This window comes from Lentilitoribacter sp. Alg239-R112, assembly GCF_900537175.1.
Lineage (GTDB): Bacteria > Pseudomonadota > Alphaproteobacteria > Rhizobiales > Rhizobiaceae > Lentilitoribacter.
The window spans coordinates 835522-856249 of record NZ_LS999833.1 but is presented as its reverse complement, the minus strand read 5'-3'; the positions used below and the strand labels follow the sequence as shown (position 1 = coordinate 856249).

General features: G+C 44.4%; 18 protein-coding genes. 10 read left to right on the top strand and 8 right to left on the bottom strand.

Going from position 1 to position 20728, the window contains the following annotated elements:
- Window positions 1–3 precede the first annotated feature (3 nt).
- Window positions 4–444, top strand: coding sequence for a ribonuclease HI (gene rnhA, locus G3W54_RS04605; RefSeq protein ID WP_162651948.1), 441 nt, complete (start codon window positions 4–6; stop codon window positions 442–444).
- A gap of 1 nt (window position 445) precedes the next feature.
- Here rnhA and G3W54_RS04600 read toward each other — a convergent pair whose 3' ends face one another.
- Both G3W54_RS04600 and G3W54_RS04595 read right to left on the bottom strand, forming a co-directional pair.
- On the bottom strand, window positions 446–931 hold the full coding sequence (locus tag G3W54_RS04600) for a peroxiredoxin (protein ID WP_162651947.1): 486 nt from the start codon (window positions 929–931) through the stop codon (window positions 446–448).
- A gap of 99 nt (window positions 932–1030) precedes the next feature.
- Window positions 1031–1864, bottom strand: a complete 834-nt coding sequence (locus G3W54_RS04595) for a protein-disulfide reductase DsbD domain-containing protein (RefSeq protein ID WP_162651946.1) — start codon at window positions 1862–1864, stop codon at window positions 1031–1033.
- Between the two features lie 157 nt (window positions 1865–2021).
- On the opposite strand from G3W54_RS04595, the gene G3W54_RS04590 reads away from it, so the two are divergent.
- Window positions 2022–2627: a YqgE/AlgH family protein gene (locus G3W54_RS04590; protein WP_244627834.1), complete on the top strand. Its 606-nt coding sequence runs from the start codon at window positions 2022–2024 to the stop codon at window positions 2625–2627.
- A 7-nt stretch (window positions 2628–2634) separates the two neighbouring features.
- Here the strand turns inward: G3W54_RS04590 and G3W54_RS04585 are convergent, their stop codons facing one another.
- The 3 genes from G3W54_RS04585 to thrC are packed head-to-tail and all read right to left on the bottom strand — an operon-like array spanning window position 2635 to window position 8309.
- Window positions 2635–5568, bottom strand: coding sequence for an EAL domain-containing protein (locus G3W54_RS04585; RefSeq protein WP_162651945.1), 2934 nt, complete (start codon window positions 5566–5568; stop codon window positions 2635–2637).
- Window positions 5569–5587: 19 nt separating this feature from the next.
- Complete coding sequence (locus G3W54_RS04580; protein ID WP_162651944.1) at window positions 5588–6883, bottom strand: pitrilysin family protein; 1296 nt, start codon at window positions 6881–6883, stop codon at window positions 5588–5590.
- Between the two features lie 13 nt (window positions 6884–6896).
- Window positions 6897–8309, bottom strand: a complete 1413-nt coding sequence (thrC, locus tag G3W54_RS04575; RefSeq protein WP_174244208.1) for a threonine synthase — start codon at window positions 8307–8309, stop codon at window positions 6897–6899.
- 146 nt (window positions 8310–8455) lie between these two features.
- Here thrC and G3W54_RS04570 point away from each other — a divergent pair, with 146 nt between their 5' ends.
- On the top strand, window positions 8456–8998 hold the full coding sequence (locus G3W54_RS04570; RefSeq protein ID WP_162651943.1) for a hypothetical protein: 543 nt from the start codon (window positions 8456–8458) through the stop codon (window positions 8996–8998).
- Between the two features lie 5 nt (window positions 8999–9003).
- On the opposite strand, the gene G3W54_RS04565 is transcribed toward G3W54_RS04570, so the two are convergent.
- Entirely contained in the window at window positions 9004–9693 is a 690-nt protein-coding gene (locus G3W54_RS04565) for an HAD family phosphatase (RefSeq protein WP_162651942.1), read from the bottom strand.
- Between the two features lie 183 nt (window positions 9694–9876).
- Between G3W54_RS04565 and G3W54_RS04560 the strand changes: the two genes are divergently transcribed.
- A complete protein-coding gene (locus tag G3W54_RS04560) occupies window positions 9877–11010 on the top strand; it encodes a site-specific DNA-methyltransferase (protein ID WP_162651941.1) in 1134 nt (377 codons plus the stop codon).
- Between the two features lie 113 nt (window positions 11011–11123).
- Here G3W54_RS04560 and mutY read toward each other — a convergent pair whose 3' ends face one another.
- Complete coding sequence (gene mutY, locus G3W54_RS04555; protein WP_162651940.1) at window positions 11124–12191, bottom strand: A/G-specific adenine glycosylase; 1068 nt, start codon at window positions 12189–12191, stop codon at window positions 11124–11126.
- A 153-nt stretch (window positions 12192–12344) separates the two neighbouring features.
- On the opposite strand from mutY, the gene G3W54_RS04550 reads away from it, so the two are divergent.
- The 6 genes from G3W54_RS04550 to G3W54_RS04525 all read left to right on the top strand — a co-directional run bounded on the left by G3W54_RS04550 (window position 12345) and on the right by G3W54_RS04525 (window position 19858).
- Window positions 12345–12878 carry a DciA family protein gene (locus tag G3W54_RS04550; protein WP_162651939.1) on the top strand — a complete coding sequence of 178 codons (534 nt, stop codon included), beginning with the start codon at window positions 12345–12347 and terminating at the stop codon, window positions 12876–12878.
- Window positions 12879–13090: 212 nt separating this feature from the next.
- Complete coding sequence (locus tag G3W54_RS04545; RefSeq protein ID WP_244627832.1) at window positions 13091–13870, top strand: DsbA family protein; 780 nt, start codon at window positions 13091–13093, stop codon at window positions 13868–13870.
- Window positions 13871–13962: 92 nt separating this feature from the next.
- Window positions 13963–17427, top strand: a complete 3465-nt coding sequence (gene smc, locus G3W54_RS04540; RefSeq protein WP_162651938.1) for a chromosome segregation protein SMC — start codon at window positions 13963–13965, stop codon at window positions 17425–17427.
- A 30-nt stretch (window positions 17428–17457) separates the two neighbouring features.
- A complete protein-coding gene (locus G3W54_RS04535; RefSeq protein WP_162651937.1) occupies window positions 17458–18051 on the top strand; it encodes an NAD(P)H-dependent oxidoreductase in 594 nt (197 codons plus the stop codon).
- A gap of 106 nt (window positions 18052–18157) precedes the next feature.
- The gene (locus G3W54_RS04530; protein WP_162651936.1) at window positions 18158–19564 is read left to right on the top strand and encodes an aminotransferase class V-fold PLP-dependent enzyme; all 1407 of its coding nucleotides are present in this window, start codon (window positions 18158–18160) and stop codon (window positions 19562–19564) included.
- A gap of 141 nt (window positions 19565–19705) precedes the next feature.
- On the top strand, window positions 19706–19858 hold the full coding sequence (locus G3W54_RS04525) for a DUF3563 family protein (RefSeq protein WP_162651935.1): 153 nt from the start codon (window positions 19706–19708) through the stop codon (window positions 19856–19858).
- Window positions 19859–19876: 18 nt separating this feature from the next.
- Here G3W54_RS04525 and G3W54_RS04520 read toward each other — a convergent pair whose 3' ends face one another.
- A complete protein-coding gene (locus tag G3W54_RS04520) occupies window positions 19877–20671 on the bottom strand; it encodes an alpha/beta hydrolase (RefSeq protein ID WP_162651934.1) in 795 nt (264 codons plus the stop codon).
- Between the last annotated feature and the right edge of the window lie 57 nt (window positions 20672–20728).

Sequence of the window (20728 nt, the reverse complement as noted above, 5' to 3'; positions counted from 1 at the left end):
TTCATGAAACATATCGAAATTTATACAGACGGCGCCTGTTCCGGTAATCCGGGACCAGGTGGTTGGGGTGCGATCCTTCGTTATCAAGATAATCAAAAAGAATTAAAAGGTGGCGAGGCCAACACCACCAATAACAGGATGGAATTAACCGCTGCAATCGAATCATTGAATGCTTTGAAGCAAACCTGCAAAATTGATCTATATACAGATTCTGTATATGTGCGCGATGGAATTTTGAAATGGATTGATGGTTGGAAGAAAAATAATTGGCGCACAGCTGCCAAGAAACCAGTAAAAAACGTAGAGCTTTGGCAAGCGTTAGATGAGGCGCGTAGTCACCATGATGTGACATGGCATTGGGTCAAGGGGCATGCAGGCCATCCCGACAATGAACGTGCTGATGAGCTCGCTCGTGCCGGAATGGAGCCGTTTAAAAAATCGTAATTTAAAGTTGCTCGAGCAGTTTTACTGCGCCCGAACTAACTGCTTCGCTTGGCACATCTTCGACATTGAGCGCAGTAACTTTGCCATTTTCAACGATCATGGAATAGCGCTTGGAACGAATGCCCAATGTTCCTGCAGAAAGATCAGTTTCCAAACCAATTGCTTTGGTAAAGCTCGCGTCCCAGTCTGATAGATAACGTATTTTATCTGCCCCGCCGGTAACATCTGCCCATGAACCCATAACAAAAGCATCGTTGACGGAGACAACAGCAATGTCGTCAACGCCTTTGGCTTTGATCGCATCGTGATGTTCAAGGTAGCCGGGGAGGTGATTTAAATGACAAGTAGGGGTAAACGCGCCTGGTACTGCAAAAAGAACAATTTTCTTGCCGTCAAAGATGTCATTTACACTGACTTCGGATAATCCATCGGGCGTTTTCTCTTTAAAAACAGCTGTTGGGAGAGAATCACCAATTGAAATTGACATACATATTTCCTTATAAATTTTATTTAACGAAGATAGTGGAGCTTGTTCGCATAATCTAGTTATATGACCAGAGCGGTGTAGGTTTGGATGTTAGAAACTTTAATTTAGCGTGTCCAGATTTATAGAGGTTTCTACAGATCTTTGTCCGAGCTTTATTAAAACATACATCTCTCCAGATAGGGTCTCATCTACTTTTAGTTTTTTGAAGAGCTTTGTTTTAAATTTGGCTTGAGTCTCATTGATCTCTATAAGTTGGGGTTGGGACAACGATAATTTTGACGGCCCATGCAAAAATACTTCTGGTTTGAATGATTTGGGATAAAAGCTTGGAAGTTCTATATTCAAATCAATCGAATTTTCCACGTTATTAAAGCTTGCTTTATTAAGTTTGAGATCATCGCCTTGTTTAAGCGGAAGCCCTATGCGAGCCAGTTCGATGACTTCTTTTTCCGCTGCATTTGTCTGCAAATTAGATAAGTCGAGATCGATTTTGGCAGAAAAAGGGACGCATATATGGCTGCAAACACCAATAAAAATATCTGAAATTAGATGCAGATTCTCACCATTGCTTTTAATTTCAATTGGCAAAGCAACGGATTTTTTATAACCCGCATATCGTGAATACCCATCGTCAATCATAACGGGTGTGGGGAAAAGCACGCGTGCTTCTTTGATGTTTTTACTTTGGGAAAAGTCAATACTGGGAGGAATTCCCGAAGAACCTGGTTCCCTCCAATAGGTTTTCCAACCGGGTTCAAGCTCGATCTGCAACACAGCATCAATTATGTCATTACTATTTGGAATAGTTTCCGAAATAAATCGAAGCTTAGCGCCGTCTGTCTCGAACCAATCGGTACTTGCTGCCAAACTGGGAAGAGTTGGAAGACACAGCGCAAGAAGAATGAATGTGAAATATGACTTAATACGTTTCATACCCTTTACCGTAAACCACGCTTGTTAATAATACCAATCAAATAGAATTGACTAGCTTGTGAGATTATAATTTGTATATCCTTATCAAAAGTTCAGAGAATAGTTCTTGTTTTGTGAACAGTTTGCGTGGAAAATAAAGTCTGCTAGGTTATCAAATATGGATAGATCAAACGATATATTACAGCGTGGGGGTGGTTATCTAGAGAATAACCTCCTTATTGCTATGCCCGGACTTTATGATACGCCGTTTGCACAAAGTGTTATATTGATTTGTTCTCATTCAGATGACGGTGCGATGGGGTTTGTATTGAATAAACAGTCTGATATTCTGTTTTCGGAATTCATGCAGAAGCTTCAGGTCGAAGCTAAACCTGGCGTCATTTTACCAGAAGGTGTTAGCGATCTGTTGCCAGTTCATATTGGTGGTCCAGTTGATAGTGGGCGTGGGTTTGTACTTCACTCAGATGATTATACCAATTCCTCGTCTATGCATCTATCTGCCGGGCTGGCCGTTACCGCAACGCTAGATGTTTTGACGGCTATCGCAGCTGGTGTCGGTCCAAAAAAAGCTGTGCTTTGTCTAGGTTATGCGGGTTGGTCGCCAGGGCAGCTTGAAGAAGAAATCGAAGCAAATAGCTGGCTTAGTTGCCCGCTAAATGAAGAAGCCGTATTTGACCCTGATATCGATAAAATTTATACGAACACGCTCTCAGCCATGGGTGTAGAGGCTGCTCAATTGTCAAGCTTCAGCGGTCGTGCATAGGTCTGGTTTAGCTTTTTACATTTGATGAAAAACGTTCGCGTAGTAGTTTGAGCGTTTCGTCGGAGCTGCCTGGTTTTCCGAGCAGGTAACTTTGGCCATAATCACACCCAAGCGCTGAAAGCTCCTCAACATCACTTGTTGTTTCAACACCTTCTGCAACAATTTGTAGATCTAGGTCTTTAGCGAGATTAACGATTGATTTTCGCATCTTGCTGTGTTTTTCACTTTTGCCCACAATGATGTTACGATCTATTTTCAACACGTCAAACGGGAATTGTGTCAGATATGACATTGATGAATAGCCTGTACCAAAATCATCAAGGGAAAGTCCCATACCTGCCTGTCTGATTTTCTCGAAGGTCGCCGCAGCGATATCTGGGTTACCCATCACAACCGTTTCGGTTAGCTCAAACTTAAATTTTGAGGCAGCGCATTTTGAACGACTAATTTCCGCTTGAATATCGTCAAACAGATCTGTCTTCATTAACTGGGCCGCTGATAAATTGATGGACATAAAAATTGGTAGGTCCCCCAAAATTGAGTGCCAGCTAGACATATCTTCAACAGCAGTTTTTAGTGCTAGGAGACCAAGTTCAAATATATAGCTATTTTTTTCTGCGAGCGGAATAAATTCAGAAGGTGGAATAATGCCTTTTTTAGGGTCTTCCCATCTTAGAAGAGCCTCAAAGCCACTAATCTCCAAGCTGTCCAATTTCACGATGGGTTGATAAACGACAGTTATCTCACCGCGGGCAATCGCATTTTTCATGTTCTCTTGCAGGCTGAGGAAGCTAAGACCGGTTGACCTGTAAGCAGGTTTAAATGGTTCAATACGGTCACCACCAAAACGTTTTGCATGTAGCATTGCAAGTTCAGCATCTGCCAATATTTCCGTCGCCGATGCATTTGTATTCACAACTGTGAACATGCCTATTGAAGCGGTGACACTGAACGCTTTTTTTGCAAAATCTATTGGGGCTTTAACCGCTTGGCTGATTGCATCTGCAAGCTCGGCTATGTTTTTTGGATCAGATTCAGACATTAAGATTACGCCAAATTGATCTCCACTCATTCTCGCCATCAGATCTTCTTCTTTGAGTAGTCGCCTGATGCGCCTTGTTAACGCCAGCATGATTGTATCACCAGCGGCCATACCAATAGCCTTATTGACCTGTTTAAAGCTATCCAGATCAATTATTAAAACGGTCGGTAGAAGGTTACTGTCGCGATTTCCCATCACAAGATGCGTTTGAAGCCTATCCAGAAAGAGCTCTTCATTTGGAAGCCCCGTCAAACTGTCTGTAACAGCATTTTTCAGAAGGCGTGCCTCGATAATTTTTTGTTCCGTAATGTCTTGAATGGTTCCCACGCAGCGAAGGATTTCACCATTAGCACCTATCACTGGGCGCGCTTTTAATGAAAACCAATGGTAATGATTGTCTGAGGCGCGAATACGAAACTCCTGATGAATGCGACCTTTCTTGACCTCAAGCATGATATCCAGTGTTGTGCTAAAGGAATCGCGATCATTTGGATGCATCAAGGGAAGCCAGTTTCGCAATGAACCGTGGAGGCTGTTTGGCGCAAGCCCGAGGGGTTTTGATATGTCAGGGTTTGTTGTCAGACGATCTCTTGCGACATCCCAATCCCAAACTATATCGCCGGATCCTGTAAGGGCAAGCGATTGACGTTCTGCATCTGAAAATAAACCCTGTTGGTATATGCCGCTTGTAAAAACATGCTGCATCACAGTGAAACTTAGGAGTAATACGACAAGGACCATGCCCCCGCCGAGAGCTGGTTGTAAAATGTCATTATCATACTGACCTGTAATCGTCATACCGGCAGCGAGTAACCAACATAGGAGTAAAAGCCATGTTGGGATGAGCATAACTGCGCGATCATATTTATGGTAAGCAAGAAAACCAATAACAAAGACACCAAGCACAACTGTAGTCGCTAACGAAATACGTGCAATGCCAGAAGCAACAGCAGCATCGATTAAGATTATCGAAAATAAACCCGCAAGACCCAAGAGCCACACAAGAGTTAAATATGACAAATTTGTATGCCAGTTATGAAGGCTCAGGTAAGTGAAGAGGAAAATAATTAAACTGCCTGCAAGTAAAACCTCAGCGCCAGCACGCCAATATTGAAGCTCTTCTGGTCCAATGCTCAAAAGTTCAGGCAGAAAGCCAAAATCAACACTGATATAGGTCAAAACTGTCCATGCCAGCATTGCAGTTGCGGGCAACATAGCTGTCCATCGAACGATAAAAAGATTTGTAAGAAATACAGCCAGCAAGCCTGCTATACCGATCAAAATTCCCTTATATAAGGTGAATGAGTTGACTGTATCTTTGTATGCTCCTGGTTCCCAAAGATACATTTGCGGCAAATTATCACTGGTGAGTTCAACGACAAACGTAACAACGGTTCCCGGATTAAGCGTAATTCGGAAAATATCGGCATCATCACTTTGTTCCCGGTCAAGAGCAAAACCTTCGCTGGGTGTAATGCTGTTAATACGTTTCGAGCCTAAGTCAGGCCAAATAATTCCTGCATTTACAATGCGATAATGTGGCGCGACAATTAACCGATCAATCTGTTCACTCGTACCATTTGCGAGCACAAATACGGCCCAGTTCCCTGCATGTTGCTCGCCAGTTGCACGTACTTCAATCCGGCGGACAATACCATCAGTGCCGGGGGCTGTGGAAACTTGAAAAGCAGCCCCCTGCTGCGGAAATATCTCAACAGCACTCGTTAAATTAATAGCCCTATCTTCAGAGGTGATTTGAACTGGATCATAGGCAAGAACTTGATTTGGTACAGTAATAATTGAGAATAGTACCAAAATTAGAACTAGTAAAAAGGCATGGCCATTGGCAGCCAGAGAGCCTTTTAAAGCCTTACCCTTATTGCAAAAAAATGGCGTCATATAGGGCCCTTATGGCGCTTTACTCAGCTGCATTTAGCATTGAGCCTGGCGTTTTGAGTTGCTTCTCAAGATCTTCAATACCAGCGAGATGGTCAATTGGACCTACCGCCGATGTCGTCATTTTTTGACCAAAAAACAAGCGCTGGGAAAGGTCTGTGAGACGATCAGGTGTAATGTTCACAAGTCTTTCCATTAATTCTTCATTTGAAATTGGGCGCCCAAAGAGCATCATTTGGCGTGCAATCTGACCGGCACGAGCTGCAGGGCTTTCGTGAGTCATCAAAAGACCCGCACGAATTTGTGCTCGTGCGCGGTCAATTTCTTGTTCTTCAACATGTTCAGAGATTCGCACAAGCTCTTTCAAAATGAGAGGTATGAGAGCCTTAACATCTTCTGAGCCTGTTGCCGCTTGGATGCCAAAAATCCCGCAATCAGATAAGCCCCAATGAAATGCATAAATCGAATAACATAAGCCGTGGCGTTCTCGTACTTCCTGAAAAAGACGCGATGACATGCCGCCGCCTAAAATATTTGCAAGCACTTGTGATGCATAAAAATCACGTACATGGTATGCTCGACCTTCGAAGCCAAGTAATATATGTGCATCCATTAAGTCGCGTTTTTCGCGAAACGTGCCACCTGTGTAGATAGCTGCTGGATATTCGCGGCCCTTATCGCTGGCTGGATAAAATGCTGTTCCATGATCTTCAAGCAGTTTACAAATTTCATCGTGATCTACTGCACCAACTGCCACAAATGTGAGGCGGTCGGCGGTGTAATTTCGCTTCATGTAGTTACGAATCTGATCGGGCGTAAAACTTTCAACAGTTTCCGGTGTTCCTAAAATTGGCCGTCCGACTGTTTGATTTTTGAAGGCGGCAGAGGAAAATCTGTCAAAGACAATATCGTCAGGTGTATCATTTGCAGCGCCAATTTCTTGCAAAATGACGTGTTTTTCCCGCGTAAGTTCATCTTGCTCAAATGTTGAGTTTGTCAAAATATCAATCAGAATATCAACGGCCAGCGGGACATCATCTTTCAAAACACGGGCATAAAAAGCTGTTGTTTCAGTTGATGTCGACGCATTGAGTTCACCGCCGACATTCTCGATTTCTTCAGCGATTTGTCGAGCCGTTCTCTTGCCCGTACCTTTAAAAGCCATGTGTTCTAAAAGGTGGGCAATGCCGTGCTCTTCGTCTGTTTCATCACGCGAGCCAGCTTTGACCCATATTCCTAAAGCGGCACTTTCAAGATGCGGCATATATTCGGTAACAATTGTCAGGCCATTGTTAAGTTGGGTTGTCTTGATACTCATATAATTATTAAATTCAAAGGCTTGCACGTGTATGCATTGAGATAAATTCCTCCACGAATTTTAACTCTGCTGGCAATACTCTAAACGTTTCCTCCCGTTGCATCAGATCGCTTAACCAGTTTGGCAGTGCTGGGTCAATTCCGCAAGCGGTTTTAACCGCTGTCGGAAACTTTGCCGGATGTGCAGTTGCAAGAGTAATCATAGGCGCTGTAGGGCGTATATTCTTCTCGGCAACATACATGCCAACGGCAGTATGAGGGTCAAGCAAGTAACCATTTTCCTGATGATATTTCAAAATCGTGGCGTCGACATTTTTACCAAGTGCTTTTCCTGTTGTAAATTCTCGGCGGATAGCTTTAAGAATGTCATCTTCAATCGTAAATGAACCTGATTGTTTTAGTGCGTCCATCGCGTTGCGAATTTTCACACCATCGCGCCCATAGGCTTCAAAGAGTAAGCGTTCAAAGTTCGATGAGATTTGAATATCCATCGACGGAGAACTGGTTGCCGAAACACTCTTCATTTCATAGGTGCCGGTTTTAAGTGTGCGAACGAGAATGTCGTTGTCGTTGGAGGCAATTGTCAATTTGGCGATCGGTAGCCCCATTTTCTTCGCTGCATAACCTGCAAAGATGTCGCCGAAATTTCCAGTTGGAACGGTGAAAGATACTTTGCGATCAGGCCCGCCTATGGCTAGGCTTGCAGTGAAATAGTAGACAATTTGAGCCATTATACGACCCCAATTGATGGAATTCACACCAGAAAGCTGTACATCTTGTCTAAAGTCGGAATGATTAAACATTGCTTTGACAAGGTTTTGGCAATCATCAAATGTACCTTCAATCGCAATGGAATGCACATTTTTTGCTTTTGACGTTGTCATCTGGCGTTGTTGCACGGGCGAAACCCGATTATGCGGGAACAAAATGAACAAGTCTGTACGATCTCGATTAGCAAATGCTTCAATCGCTGCACCGCCGGTATCGCCTGATGTCGCGCCAACTATTGTTGCACGTTGGTCGCGTTGCTCAAGCACATAATCCATCATGCGACCGAGTAATTGCATAGCAACATCTTTAAATGCCAATGTCGGACCATGGAATAATTCAAGCAAATAAGAATTATCATCCATCTGAATAATTGGTGTTACTGCATTGTGGCGAAAGCCTGCATAAGCTTCATCGATCATTTTCTTTAACTGATCATCGGGAATATCACCGTCAACAAATGGCTGCAAAATCGTAAAAGCAACATCGGCATAAGGCTTGCCGCGTAACGCTTTTATTTCTCGTTTGCTAAATTCTGGCCATGTTTTAGGAACATAAAGGCCGCCGTCTGTTGCAAGACCTGCGAGAAGAGTATCGCTAAAGTCTAATTCAGGTGCTTCACCTCGCGTGGATACATATTGCAAAGCTATTTTCTCCATGTGCTAGCATCAAAGATTATTTTTATAGATGCTCTGCATCGATTTTTTGTTCAGGCGCTGATATAAACTAACATGACAGACATGCAAAGCCTTTGCGTCATGCATGTTACAATTTAAAATTTTGAAAAAAAGTAGAGTTTGTTCCTGTGTTCCATATAATTCGAAATTCATTACCAATTTTATCAGTTTTTTTGATACTCTCAGGTTGTAAATCAACAGAGCCGGCAAATACGTTAGATGTTGCAAATACAGCGGAACAGACAGCGCCAATTATTCAGGGTAGCTGTCCGCGCGTAAGTTTCCGAGAGGGTACAACATATTACCGCGCTTATACCCGAAAAGGTGAGGGTGATCCATCCAAGATCACATATCAGTCCTCATTGGCGGATGCGACGAGATCTTGCACTATTTCGGGCGGACAGCTCAATGTAAGTGTATTTGCTGCGGGTCGTTTACTTGCAGGGCCTCAAGGCAAGGCCGGCGAGGTTCAATTGCCTATTCGTGTCGTTGTGGTCGATAAAAAAACAAAGAGTGTCCTCTATTCAGAACTTTCAACGCAGGTTGTATCTTTAATTGGCCCGAATTTGACAGCTCAATTCGTATTTAATGACCCCAATGTTATAATTCCTGCGGGCGCTGGCGGCGAAACAGAGGTTTTTGTCGGTTTCGATTCAGGTCCAAAAAGCTAGAGCGGCTATTTAAGTTCGGTCCATTCAGCCAGAACTTCGATCATTTGTGGCAAGTCTGACATGCGGTTAATGACCGTCTCAGCGCCCGCGTCAATGAGTTTGTCTGAATGGCTGGGATAGCTGTGAGAAGCGCCGGTAAAGCCAATGACACGTGCGCCTGCAGCCCTTGCCGCTTTGACGCCCGATTCTGAATCCTCGATCACGATTGTATAGTCGGGTTCTGCATCGAGCACATCGATCGCGTATAAGAAAACATCAGGGTGCGGCTTTGGTCGCTTCTCTCCCACGTTTCTTGACGAATAGATGCGGTCACCAAAATAGCCAATGAGCTGATTTTTGGTCAACATCATCTCAAGGCGACTTTCTGGCGAGTTAGAGCAAACACACATTTGGGTCGTTATTTTTTTAAGTGCATCCGCTGCACCTTCAATGGCAATCGCCTCTGCTGGGATGCGTCTATTCAAAATATCATGTGTCTCTTCCAGTAGCGTCGCTTGAAGGGGGATATTTTCCTGTCGCTCAACTTCCATCATGATATTCTTGGTCGTCATTCCTGCAAAGCGTTCAGCAAACTCCTCAACGGGGATATCAAAGCCAGCCTGTCTTAGTTGTTCTGATTCTATCTGCGCCGCTAGAAATTCGCTGTCGATCAGCGTGCCGTCACAATCGAATATGATGAGATCAAGGTCAGCCATTGGAAATCCGTTCATGTAGATGGAGTTTAAGGTGCCCGTTTTTCCTTATTCCAGTTCATAAAGCAAGTCACTGTGGGATATTTTTAGACGTTCATTTTCTGTTTACCATGTCCAGTAATTCAATATTTACCGTAAGCAGTAACAATGTGCTCATTATGTTTTGAGTATTTGTGTGAGTATCCCATGTCGTCTGTTGTTTCTCTGAAAGAAATCCGGTCCGCTTCTGAAGATAAGGCCCCTTATCTGAACTCAATTATCAAGGGTGATTGTGTCGCAGCTCTTGAAGCGCTTCCTGATAATTCTGTCGATATGATATTTGCCGACCCACCTTATAATCTGCAGCTCGGTGGTGATCTTCATCGCCCGGACCATTCAAAAGTTGATGCTGTTGACAATGCTTGGGATCAATTTTCATCATTTGAAGCCTATGACAGCTTTTGCCGTGCTTGGTTGTTGGCCTGTCGCCGTGTTTTAAAGCCAAATGGCACAATTTGGGTGATTGGGTCTTACCATAATATATTCCGCGTTGGTGCTATTTTGCAGGATCTAGAATTTTGGCTGCTTAATGATGTGATTTGGCGTAAAACAAATCCGATGCCAAATTTTCGTGGCCGTCGTTTTCAAAATGCACACGAAACCATGATTTGGGCAAGCCGCGATGAGAAAGCTAAGGGTTACACTTTTAACTATGACGCGTTAAAGGCGTCAAATGACGATGTGCAAATGCGTTCTGATTGGTTATTTCCGATCTGCAATGGTGGTGAGCGTCTTAAAGGTGACGATGGTAAAAAAGTCCATCCGACACAAAAGCCGGAAGCATTGCTTGCACGTGTGATCATGTCATCCACAAAACCCGGTGATGTTATTCTGGACCCGTTCTTCGGTTCTGGTACAACGGGCGCCGTAGCTAAACGTCTTGAGCGTAATTTCATCGGGATTGAACGCGAGCAAGACTATATTGATGCAGCAACAGCCCGTATTGATAGTGTTACACCACTTGGCAAAGCGGAGCTGAAGGTCATTACCGGCAAGAAGGCCGAGCCACGTGTCGCATTTCTCACGCTTTTGGAATCTGGACTGATCAAACCTGGTACAACATTGACGGATTCAAAACGTCGATACATGGCAAACGTACGTGCTGATGGAACCATTGAAGCAAATGGTGAAGCTGGTTCCATCCATAAGATGGGTGCAAAAGTCCAGGGCTTTGATGCTTGCAACGGATGGACATTCTGGCATTATGAGGATCAAGGTAAACTCAAGCAAATTGATGAGTTTCGTACGGTTATTCGTGCTGAAATGGCAAAGGCCGGGTAGTTTTACCGTAAGTTGACCGGGCCGACTATTAGGTCGGTCCTTCTTACAATCAGTAAAACCTTCACTGCTTTGAAGATATTATTGTTACGATATCTATGTGGTATTATCGAAATCTACTTTCGCTTTCGATCAGTCGCTTTTAAAACAACTTTTTTCATAAGATTTGGTAACGCTTCACCTTCAATTTCATTTTGTGCGGACCACCAACCGTTTAACGTAGGTCGTATGTCCACTTTTATGTGGTAGACAATCAGACTAAGTTCAAAATGGGTAAATACATGCCTGATTTCTCCCCTTTTTTGCCAGTCACCACTAAACGGAGCAGACTGGATATCAGTTTCTCCGTCTTGATTTGAGTTCCAATCTGTCGTTGGAACTTCGCTCATACCGCCAAGAAGTCCGGTTTCAGGTCGCTTCTGTATATAAATTGCACCATCCATATCTTCGATAACGAATGCCGCGCCTCTGCGCTTTGCTTTAACTTTTTTAGGGGTTTTTACGGGATAGCTTTCTTGAGAGCCAAGTTTTGAAGCTTTGCATATATCCTGCAACGGGCAGAGCAGGCAATTGGGTTTTTTAGGAGTACAAATTGATGAGCCTAGATCCATAAGCCCTTGTGCAAAGTCACCGGGTCGCGCCGCGGGTAAATGCTTGGCCACTTTTTCTTTTATCGGTACTTTGGCTTGTGGTAATGGGGTATTAATCGTGAAGAGACGCGCAAAAACTCGCTCGATGTTGCCATCAACTACGGCTACGGGTTGTTGAAAAGCAATGCTGGCGATTGCTGCTGCCGTATATGGACCAACACCTGGTAGCTTGATTAGTTCGGTTTCATTGTCGGGGAAGCGACCTTGGAGCTCGGAAACAACATATTCGGCGCATTTCTTTAAATTTCGCGCGCGGGAATAATAGCCTAATCCGGCCCATGCTTGCATAACGCTTTCGTTGCTAGTTTCAGCTAAAGCTGTGATGTTTGGCCAGAGTTTTAAAAACTTCTCATAATAGGGTTTCACTGCAGTGACCGTGGTTTGCTGCAACATAATTTCTGATAGCCAGACATGATATGGATCAGGTAAAATACCTGATTTACTATCTCCTGGCGGTATTCGCCACGGCAGAGTGCGGTGGTATTTATCATACCATACCAGTAGCTTGCCAGAAATTTCACTCAATCTGATCACCTTCTAAGTTAGGTATTATTCATTGCGATGCTACTTATATTACGAATTCACTTCTTTGTAAGATCAAGTGCTTTTAAAAAGTAGCAAAACCCCAATAATGCGTTTAATGATGAGTTGAATATAAAGCAAAACTCGAACATAGGATCGAATGCCTTGGCAGGGAACTATAAAAAAAACGGATATGGAGGCAAACCAGCCTCACAAATTGCCGAGATTGCCAATGTCTTAATTGATCCAATTTTGGCTAAAAAGGCTGGCATTAATACGATGCTAATCGGTGTTTGGGATGAAATTGTCGGTCCTGAATTTGAGGAATGTTCACGCCCTGAGAAAATCACCTGGCCACGCCAAAGAGGGCATCTACAGTCTGATCCTGAAAGTGGCGGCGGCTTGGAGCCAGGGCAACTAACGATAGCCTGCGAAGGATCTTGTGCGCTTTTTTTGTCTCATCAACAAAATGAAATTATTTCGCGGATCAACTCGTTTTTTGGCTTTCCCGCCATCAATCGCATAAAAATTATTCAAAAAGCAGTACAAAAACACGACAAAATTCGTAAAAAACCTCGAAAATTACAAAAAAGCGAAAAACAAGAGCTCAACAATATGCTTGGTGGTGTTGAAGATTCAAACCTAAAACAGGCATTGACAAAATTGGGCGAGGCTGTTTTGTCAAAGCGACAGAAATAATCATTGAGACGGGTAATGGAATTGGGTCATGAAAATGCCTCAAACTTGTCCTCTTTAGTTTTCGACGGTTAAGTTAAAATTGTGAAATGGTTGGATGGGCCGGCTTGCAATTTTGGTTGGTTATGTAAAAGCAATTGAATGCTCTTTAATGCTCAATAAAACTCTCTGGGGGGAGGGTAAGAGTAAGGTGGGCACTTTAGAAAGGGTTATAAATGTTGGTTGAAATGGGCAAAAATTTAAAGAAATTCTCTGGCAACGGTATCCGCATTGGTCTCTTAGCAGGTGTGGCGCTTACACTTGTGGCCTGTAGCGAAGCGCAGGATGTATCCGAAGCATCTGGCGAAGCTGACAGTTCAACAGTGCAAGTAACAAATGATGCAACTGCGGAAGCTACAAAAATTGACAATATCACAACATCAGCGGCTGATGTTCCGCCTTCAGATGGTGATGTCGATATGGCCGAGGTCTTAAAAGCAAGTCCACTTAAAGAGATGGAATTAGGTGATGCAAATGCACCTGTCACGATTGTGGAATATATGTCCATGACATGTCCTCATTGTGCGAATTTCCACGCTAGAACGTTTAAAGAAATTGAAAAGAAATATATCGAAACTGGTAAAGTTCGCTTTATATTGCGCGAATTCCCGTTCGATCCACGCGCTGCGGCAGCTATTATGCTGGCACGTTGTGCACCAGAAGAGCAGTTTTTCCCGATGGTTGATATGTTCTTTCAACAGCAATCTTCATGGTCAAGAGCCGAAGATGCGCGTGCTGAACTCCTAAAATTGACCAAATTGGCTGGTTTTACACAAGAGACATTCAACACTTGCTTGACGAACCAACAGCTTCTTGATGATGTTACAGAGGTTAGAAACCGCGGCGCGAACGATTATGGCATTCAGTCTACGCCAAGCTTTATAGTGAATGGGAAGCGCTACTCGGGGGATATGTCTGTTGAATCAATGTCGGCGCTTATCGACAGTTTCTTATAAGACCCAAATTTTTGGAGCCGGATACGTGCGTCTAGTGCCCGGCCTTCCATCGAAAAGCTTGAAATTAAACTTTATGACGAAGGGATTTCGTCATGAAGTTTAATAAATTACGACTATTAGGGTTTAAATCTTTTGTTGAACCTTCCGAGTTTGTAATTGAACGTGGGCTAACAGGTATTGTTGGCCCCAATGGTTGCGGCAAGTCCAATCTTGTAGAAGCCATGCGCTGGGTGATGGGTGAAAATTCATACAAAAATATGCGTGCATCTGGCATGGATGATGTCATTTTCTCAGGTTCTGGCAATCGTCCTGCACGAAATACTGCTGAGGTTGCTTTGTTTCTAGATAATAGTGATCGCACGGCACCAGCTGCCTTTAATGATCAAGATGAAGTACATGTTTCGCGTCGAATTGAGCGCGAGTCTGGCTCTGCCTACCGTATCAATGGGAAAGACGCACGTGCAAAAGACGTTCAATTGCTTTTTGCGGATGCATCAACAGGTGCGCGTTCTCCGTCTATGGTCGGGCAGGGGCGGATTGGCGAACTTATTCAGGCAAAGCCTCAAGCGCGCCGCCAACTGCTTGAAGAAGCGGCCGGCATATCAGGATTATACTCTCGCCGACATGAAGCTGAGTTACGGTTGCGAGCTGCAGAAAATAATCTTGAACGTTTGGAAGATGTCACAGGACAGCTCGACAGCCAGATTGAGAGCCTGAAACGTCAATCGCGACAAGCCAATCGCTTTAAGTCAATTTCAGCTGACATTCGCAAAAGTGAGGCAACGCTGCTGCATATTCGTTGGCAGCAGGCCAAGAAAACGGAAGCGCAATCACAGTCTGATTTGTCAGAAGCAACGAAAAAAGTTGCTGAAATGGCTGCAAAGCAAAGCGAAGCTGCGCGAAATCAAGCTGTTGAAGCACATAAATTGCCGGAATTGCGCGATGCTGAGGCAAAAGCTGCCGCCGCATTGCAACGTTTGCAGATCAGCAAAACACAGTTGGAGGAAGAGGCAAAGCGCCTTGAACGGCGAAAAAATGAATTAGATCAACGTCTCATGCAGTTTGGTGCAGATATTGATCGCGAGAAGCAAATGGTTGCCGATAATGCTGAGATATTAGCGCGATTGGATACAGAAGAGGCTGAACTATCCGAGCTTTTGGCCAATAGTGACACGCATGCTGCCAAATTGAAGCAGGTGTTTGAAACCGCTGGCGCCGCACTTTCTGCCAGCGAAACAGCTTTAACAGCAGTTACCTCCGAACGTGCGGAAGCTGCGGCAAGTAAATCTCAACTTGAGCGACGGAATTCGGAATTATCTGATCGCAAGGCACGAATTGAACGTCAGATGACAGATCATCGTGCTGAGCTTGTTGGAATTGAATCACAAATCGCTGGCTTGCCTGATCCACACATAAAACAAACTGAACTTGAGCAAGCAGAAGTAAATGCTGAAATTGCTGCAAAAGCCTCGAATGCTGCGGAAATTGCGTTGGAGGAAGCGCGGCAGGCGGAAGGTCATTCGCGCCAACCGGTAACCGATGCCAATGCACATCTCAATGAGATAGAAACCGAAGCCCGCACCATTCGTAAAATCTTAAATGCTGGTGGTGAAACGGGGTTATTCCCACCAATTGTAGATAAGCTTGATGTCGAACGTGGTTTTGAAACAGCGCTTGGGGCCGCCATTGGCGATGATCTTGATCTGCCAATGGACGCGAATGCACCCGCATTTTGGCAAGAGATTGATGGTCCAGATATTAGCCAGAAATTGCCGGAAGGCATAAAGCCACTCTCAGCTTTTGTAAAAGCGCCAAAAGCGTTGGCTCGCCGTTTATCCCAAGTTGGTGTGGCTGACACAGATGCGCAAGGGGAACGATTGCAGTCTCAACTTTTACCTGGTCAGCGATTGGTCACCATTGAGGGTGCATTATGGCGTTGGGATGGTTATGTAGCATCCGCCGATGCACCAACGCCTGCGGCTATGCGTTTGGCGCAAAAAAATCGTTTAGCAGAACTTGATCGAGAAGCCGTTGAAGCTACAAAAGCTCTTCGCAAAGTTGAAGAAAGTCTTGAAGCTGCGAAAGTTAAAGTTACGACAGCACAGCAAGATTTGCAGACAAAGCGGGAAGCTATCCGAACCACAGCTGATATTGTCATACGCGCCCGCCAATCCTTGAAAGAGGCACAAGATGCATCTGGGGCATTATCAAATCGTGCAGCTGTTTTGCGTGAGGCGGAAAATCAATTTGTAACACAATTAGATGAGGTTAAGGCGGCTTTAGTCGAAGTCGAAGCTGCATTGTTGGCGGCACCAGATCTTAGTCAGCTTGAAAAGAACTTTAATGACACAAGCACAAAAGTTGCTACCGATCGCGGTGCTTTAGCAGAAGCACGTGCTGCGCATGAAGGCATGGAGCGGGAGAATCGTTCTAGGCAGCAACGCATAGACTCAATCAAGATAGAGCGTGAAAACTGGACACTCCGTGCAAAAAACGCAGAGAGCCAAATCTCATCGTTGAAAGAACGCTCATCGGTTGCGGAAGAGGAAGCTAAAACACTCGCTGATGCGCCAGATAATATGTCCCAGCGCCGCATTCAACTAATGAATCAGCTTACAGAAGCTGAAAGTCTGCGAAAAGAAGCTGCCGATATATTAGCTATCGCTGAAAGTAAATCTAAAGAGGCGGATAGGCTTGCAACGGAAGCAATCTCAGACTTATCAACAACACGAGAAGCGCGAGGACGAACGGAAGAGCGCACGGTCGCGGCAAAAGAACGTCGTCTGGAAAGCGAAGCCAGAATTCGTGAAGCACTGAACTGCGAACCACACGAGGCAATGAAACTGGCACAAATCGAAGGAGATGAGAACAATCTCGATCCGGATAAAATTGAACGCTCTGTGGAGCGATTGAAAGTCGAACGAGAGCGTTTGGGTGCTGTGAACCTTCGTGCTGAGGAAGAACAGAAAGAACTCTCCGAACAGCTAAATACGATTGTTTCCGAGCGAGAAGATGTCATAGAGGCAATTCGTAAGTTACGATCTGCTATTCAAAGCTTGAATAAGGAGGGTCGCGAACGATTACTTGCAGCATTTGATGTTGTTAATGAACAATTTAAGCGCCTCTTCACGCATTTGTTCGGTGGCGGAACGGCTGAGCTGCAGCTTGTGGAGTCTGATGATCCACTTGAGGCTGGACTTGAGATTTTAGCTCGCCCGCCCGGCAAGAAACCACAAACCATGACGCTTCTTTCTGGCGGCGAGCAGGCTTTGACCGCTATGGCATTGATATTTGCGGTGTTCCTTACAAATCCTGCACCCATTTGTGTGCTCGATGAGGTTGATGCACCGCTTGATGATCATAATGTTGAGCGCTTTTGTAACCTCATGGATGAAATGGCATCATCTACAGAAACGCGCTTTGTATTGATTACGCACAATCCTATTACCATGTCACGCATGAACCGCCTGTTTGGTGTTACAATGGCCGAGCAAGGTGTCTCCCAACTTGTATCGGTTGATTTACAAACGGCTGAAGGTATGCGTGATGCAGGGTAATCTGCATGACATTGAGCTGGAACATCGTTGATGAAATGCCTTGTTGTCATTGCTCATCCTCTTACCGATAGTCTTTGCAATTCACTAGCAGCAGAAGCAATTGAGCAACTTAATAGAAATGGTCATAAGGTTGTTGAAGAAAATCTATATGATGTTGATTTTAAACCAGTATTAACGGCAGATGAACGTCTCTCATATTACGGTAATTTTGATACTTCTGGCTTGGATAACAGCGTTTCTAGATTGCAAGAAGCGGATGCTCTGGTTCTGGCGTTTCCAACATGGTGGTTTGGTTTTCCCGCTATTTTAAAAGGCTGGTTTGACCGGGTATGGGCACCTGGAATTGCATTTGAAAATGCAGATGATCTGGATGCGATAAAGCCAAAATTGGATGGTCTTCGGAATGTTTTGGTGATCACCACACTAGGATCTCCCTGGTGGGTGGATCGATTGGTGATGTTTAGGCCAGTTAAACGGATCGTAAAGCATGCCTTACTTGGCGCGTGCGCAAAAAATGCCAAGCTGGATTATTTATCACTCTATCGCAGCGAAAAGCTTGCGCCGGATGTAGTCGAAAGATTTAAGGTTAAAATCGCGAGGAAAATTGACGCGTGGCCGCGATAATAGACTAGCAAATTTGCTCTTCAAAAAAGAAATCGATCTCGTAAAACACCTTTAACTGGTGTATTAATTATCGTGATGCATTTTTACTGAGCAAATAGGAAACGTTATGAGCCTAAAGAACGATGAATTAGACGCTTTTAGGCTTGTCTTTGATCACTCAATTTCATATCGCAACGGACTATCAGATCGTCCGATAGAGCCACGAATTGATGCTGCAGAAGCAGCCCAACGGTTTAGCGGTGATCTTAATGAAGTTGGAGAAGCCGCGGATGTTGTTATCAAGGATATCATTAGCAAAGGTGAAGACGGTCTGATGCGAATGATCTCACCACGTTTTTTTGGTTATGTAATTGGCGCTTCTCATCCGGTCGGAACGGCAGCTGACATGCTTTCATCCAGCTGGGCGCAGGTGAGTGGTTATGCAGAGCTTACGCCAACTGTTTCCATTATGGAAAATAAGGTTTGCGAATGGATCATCAATCTTCTAGCGCTTCCAAAGGAGAGCGGGGCAGGCATTGTTACTGGCGCAACACAAGGAAATGCGGTCGCTGTGATGGCGGCTCGAAATGCTTTGCTTAACCGACATAACTGGGATGTCGAAAAACAAGGTCTGTTTGATGCACCTAAAATCCATGTTGTGATTGGTGATGAAGCACATTCTGCGACCGCTGCGGCTTTACGTTATGCAGGTCTAGGATCTGAGCGGGTTCATAAAGTCAAAACGAATGAACAAGGTTGTATTCAAACAGAATATTTTCGCAAGGTTATACAAAAGCTTGATGGGCCAATTCTGGTTATTCTACAAGCTGGCCATATAAATTCAGGTGGGTTTGATCCATTTTCTGAAATTATCCCAATAGCCCGCAGGAAGAATGCGTGGATACATGTGGATGGTGCGTTTGGCTTGTGGGTACATGCTGTTCCGAAGCTAGCCCATCGACTCGCGGGAGTAAATGAAGCAGACAGTTGGGCTGTCGATCTGCATAAGTGGTTGAACGCACCATATGATGCAGGGATGGTTATCACGCGTGATCGCGAACCGCTTGTTGCTTCCATGTCAGCCAAAGGAGCATATCTTCCAAGTGTAAGCGATGCGTGGGACCCGAATGATTCAACACCTGAATTATCCCGGCGCGCGCGCGGCGTTCCCAGCTATGCAATCTTGCGTACGCTCGGAAAACAAGGTGTTCGTGATATGGTGACTGGGCATTGTGAAATGGCAGAATGGGTTGGTGAGCAACTTAGGAAAATACCGGAAGTAACCGTTCTTAATGATATCACCTGTAATCAAGTTGCCTTTTATTGCGGTGAGGGGGATGCTCGCGATGAGACGACACAGAAAATACTTGAAGCAATCCATGACGACGGTCGTGTATACCCTACCCACGGTCAATGGCGTGATGGTGAAATTATTCGGGTGTCAATCATTGGGCATCAGACGAGCAGATTGGATGTGGAGGAGCTGGTTACTTCCATCCAAAATGCAATACGCAAGGTGATGGGGTCTGCATGATTGTTCTGTTTGTTTCTTGAGGCTTCATTAATCTGCTATTCGCCTGCTGCATAGCTGGTGTTAATTATCAACGCTTCTCATTTTCCCTAACTCTATTATATTGAGGAGGCTACAAAAGATAAGATATAAGCGAGAAACATTATGAAATTCTTTGATTTGTTTAACCATGATAAACACCGTCGCGATGCTGAAAATGAGTATCTAAATACAGCTAGAAATCTGGTAGACCTTGAAAACCGTATGCGCGAAATTGACCGTGGTAAATTCCGCAATGGTAACCCAATCTACCGCTAGGCTGAAATTGGTACTGGTTTAGTTTAAAGCCTGCTTGAAAAAATCAACGGCTTTCTCCTCACTGCCAAATTTTTCCAGGTCGCTATGCCGACCGCCTATAATTTCGACGAAATTTGTTCCTTTAGGCGCCGCTTCCAGTAGGCGCCTTCCGTGTTTTATGGGAACTGTTGTATCCAAATCACCATGCATAATGAGTATTTTCGCATCAAGGTCTTTGATATAGATATCTGATTGAAACTTATGTTTGATAAGCTGCCAAACTGGTATTAACGGATAACGATCAGCCGCTACTGCAGCCAATGCATCAAATGGACCTTCAAGAACAAGTGCAAAAACATCTCGCTCAGACGCTAAGTAGGTAGAGACGCCTGATCCAAGTGAATGACCATAAAGGCCAATTTTCTGGGGTCTTTGTTCGATTATGTAATCGTAAAATGCCAGAGCGTCGGTGAAAAGCCCAACCTCACTTGCTGTCCCTGTGCTGCCAGGGTAGCCACGGTATTCCGCCAAGAGCACTCCAAAGCCTGCCTTTATGAGTTTTAGCCCACGTGATTTTTGATGAATAGCTGCATCACCATTTCCATGAAATACGATGATCGTCGCCTCATTTTTTTGAGAGGGGTGGTGCAATGCAAATAGCTTCTCCCCATCTGGCGTTTGCACTCCAATTTGTACGAAATTTTCGTCTGCTTCAATGCCAATCTGGTCGTCAGGAGCAGGAAAGATCATTCCGTCTTGGAAGAAATAAAGATAACCAGTAGCTACAATATAGATCGCTACAAGAATTGTGACTATTGATTTTAAAAATTTCATGGTCATACAAGTCCATTTAAGGTACGGAAACAATCTATCATGGTTTTACTGCAATAG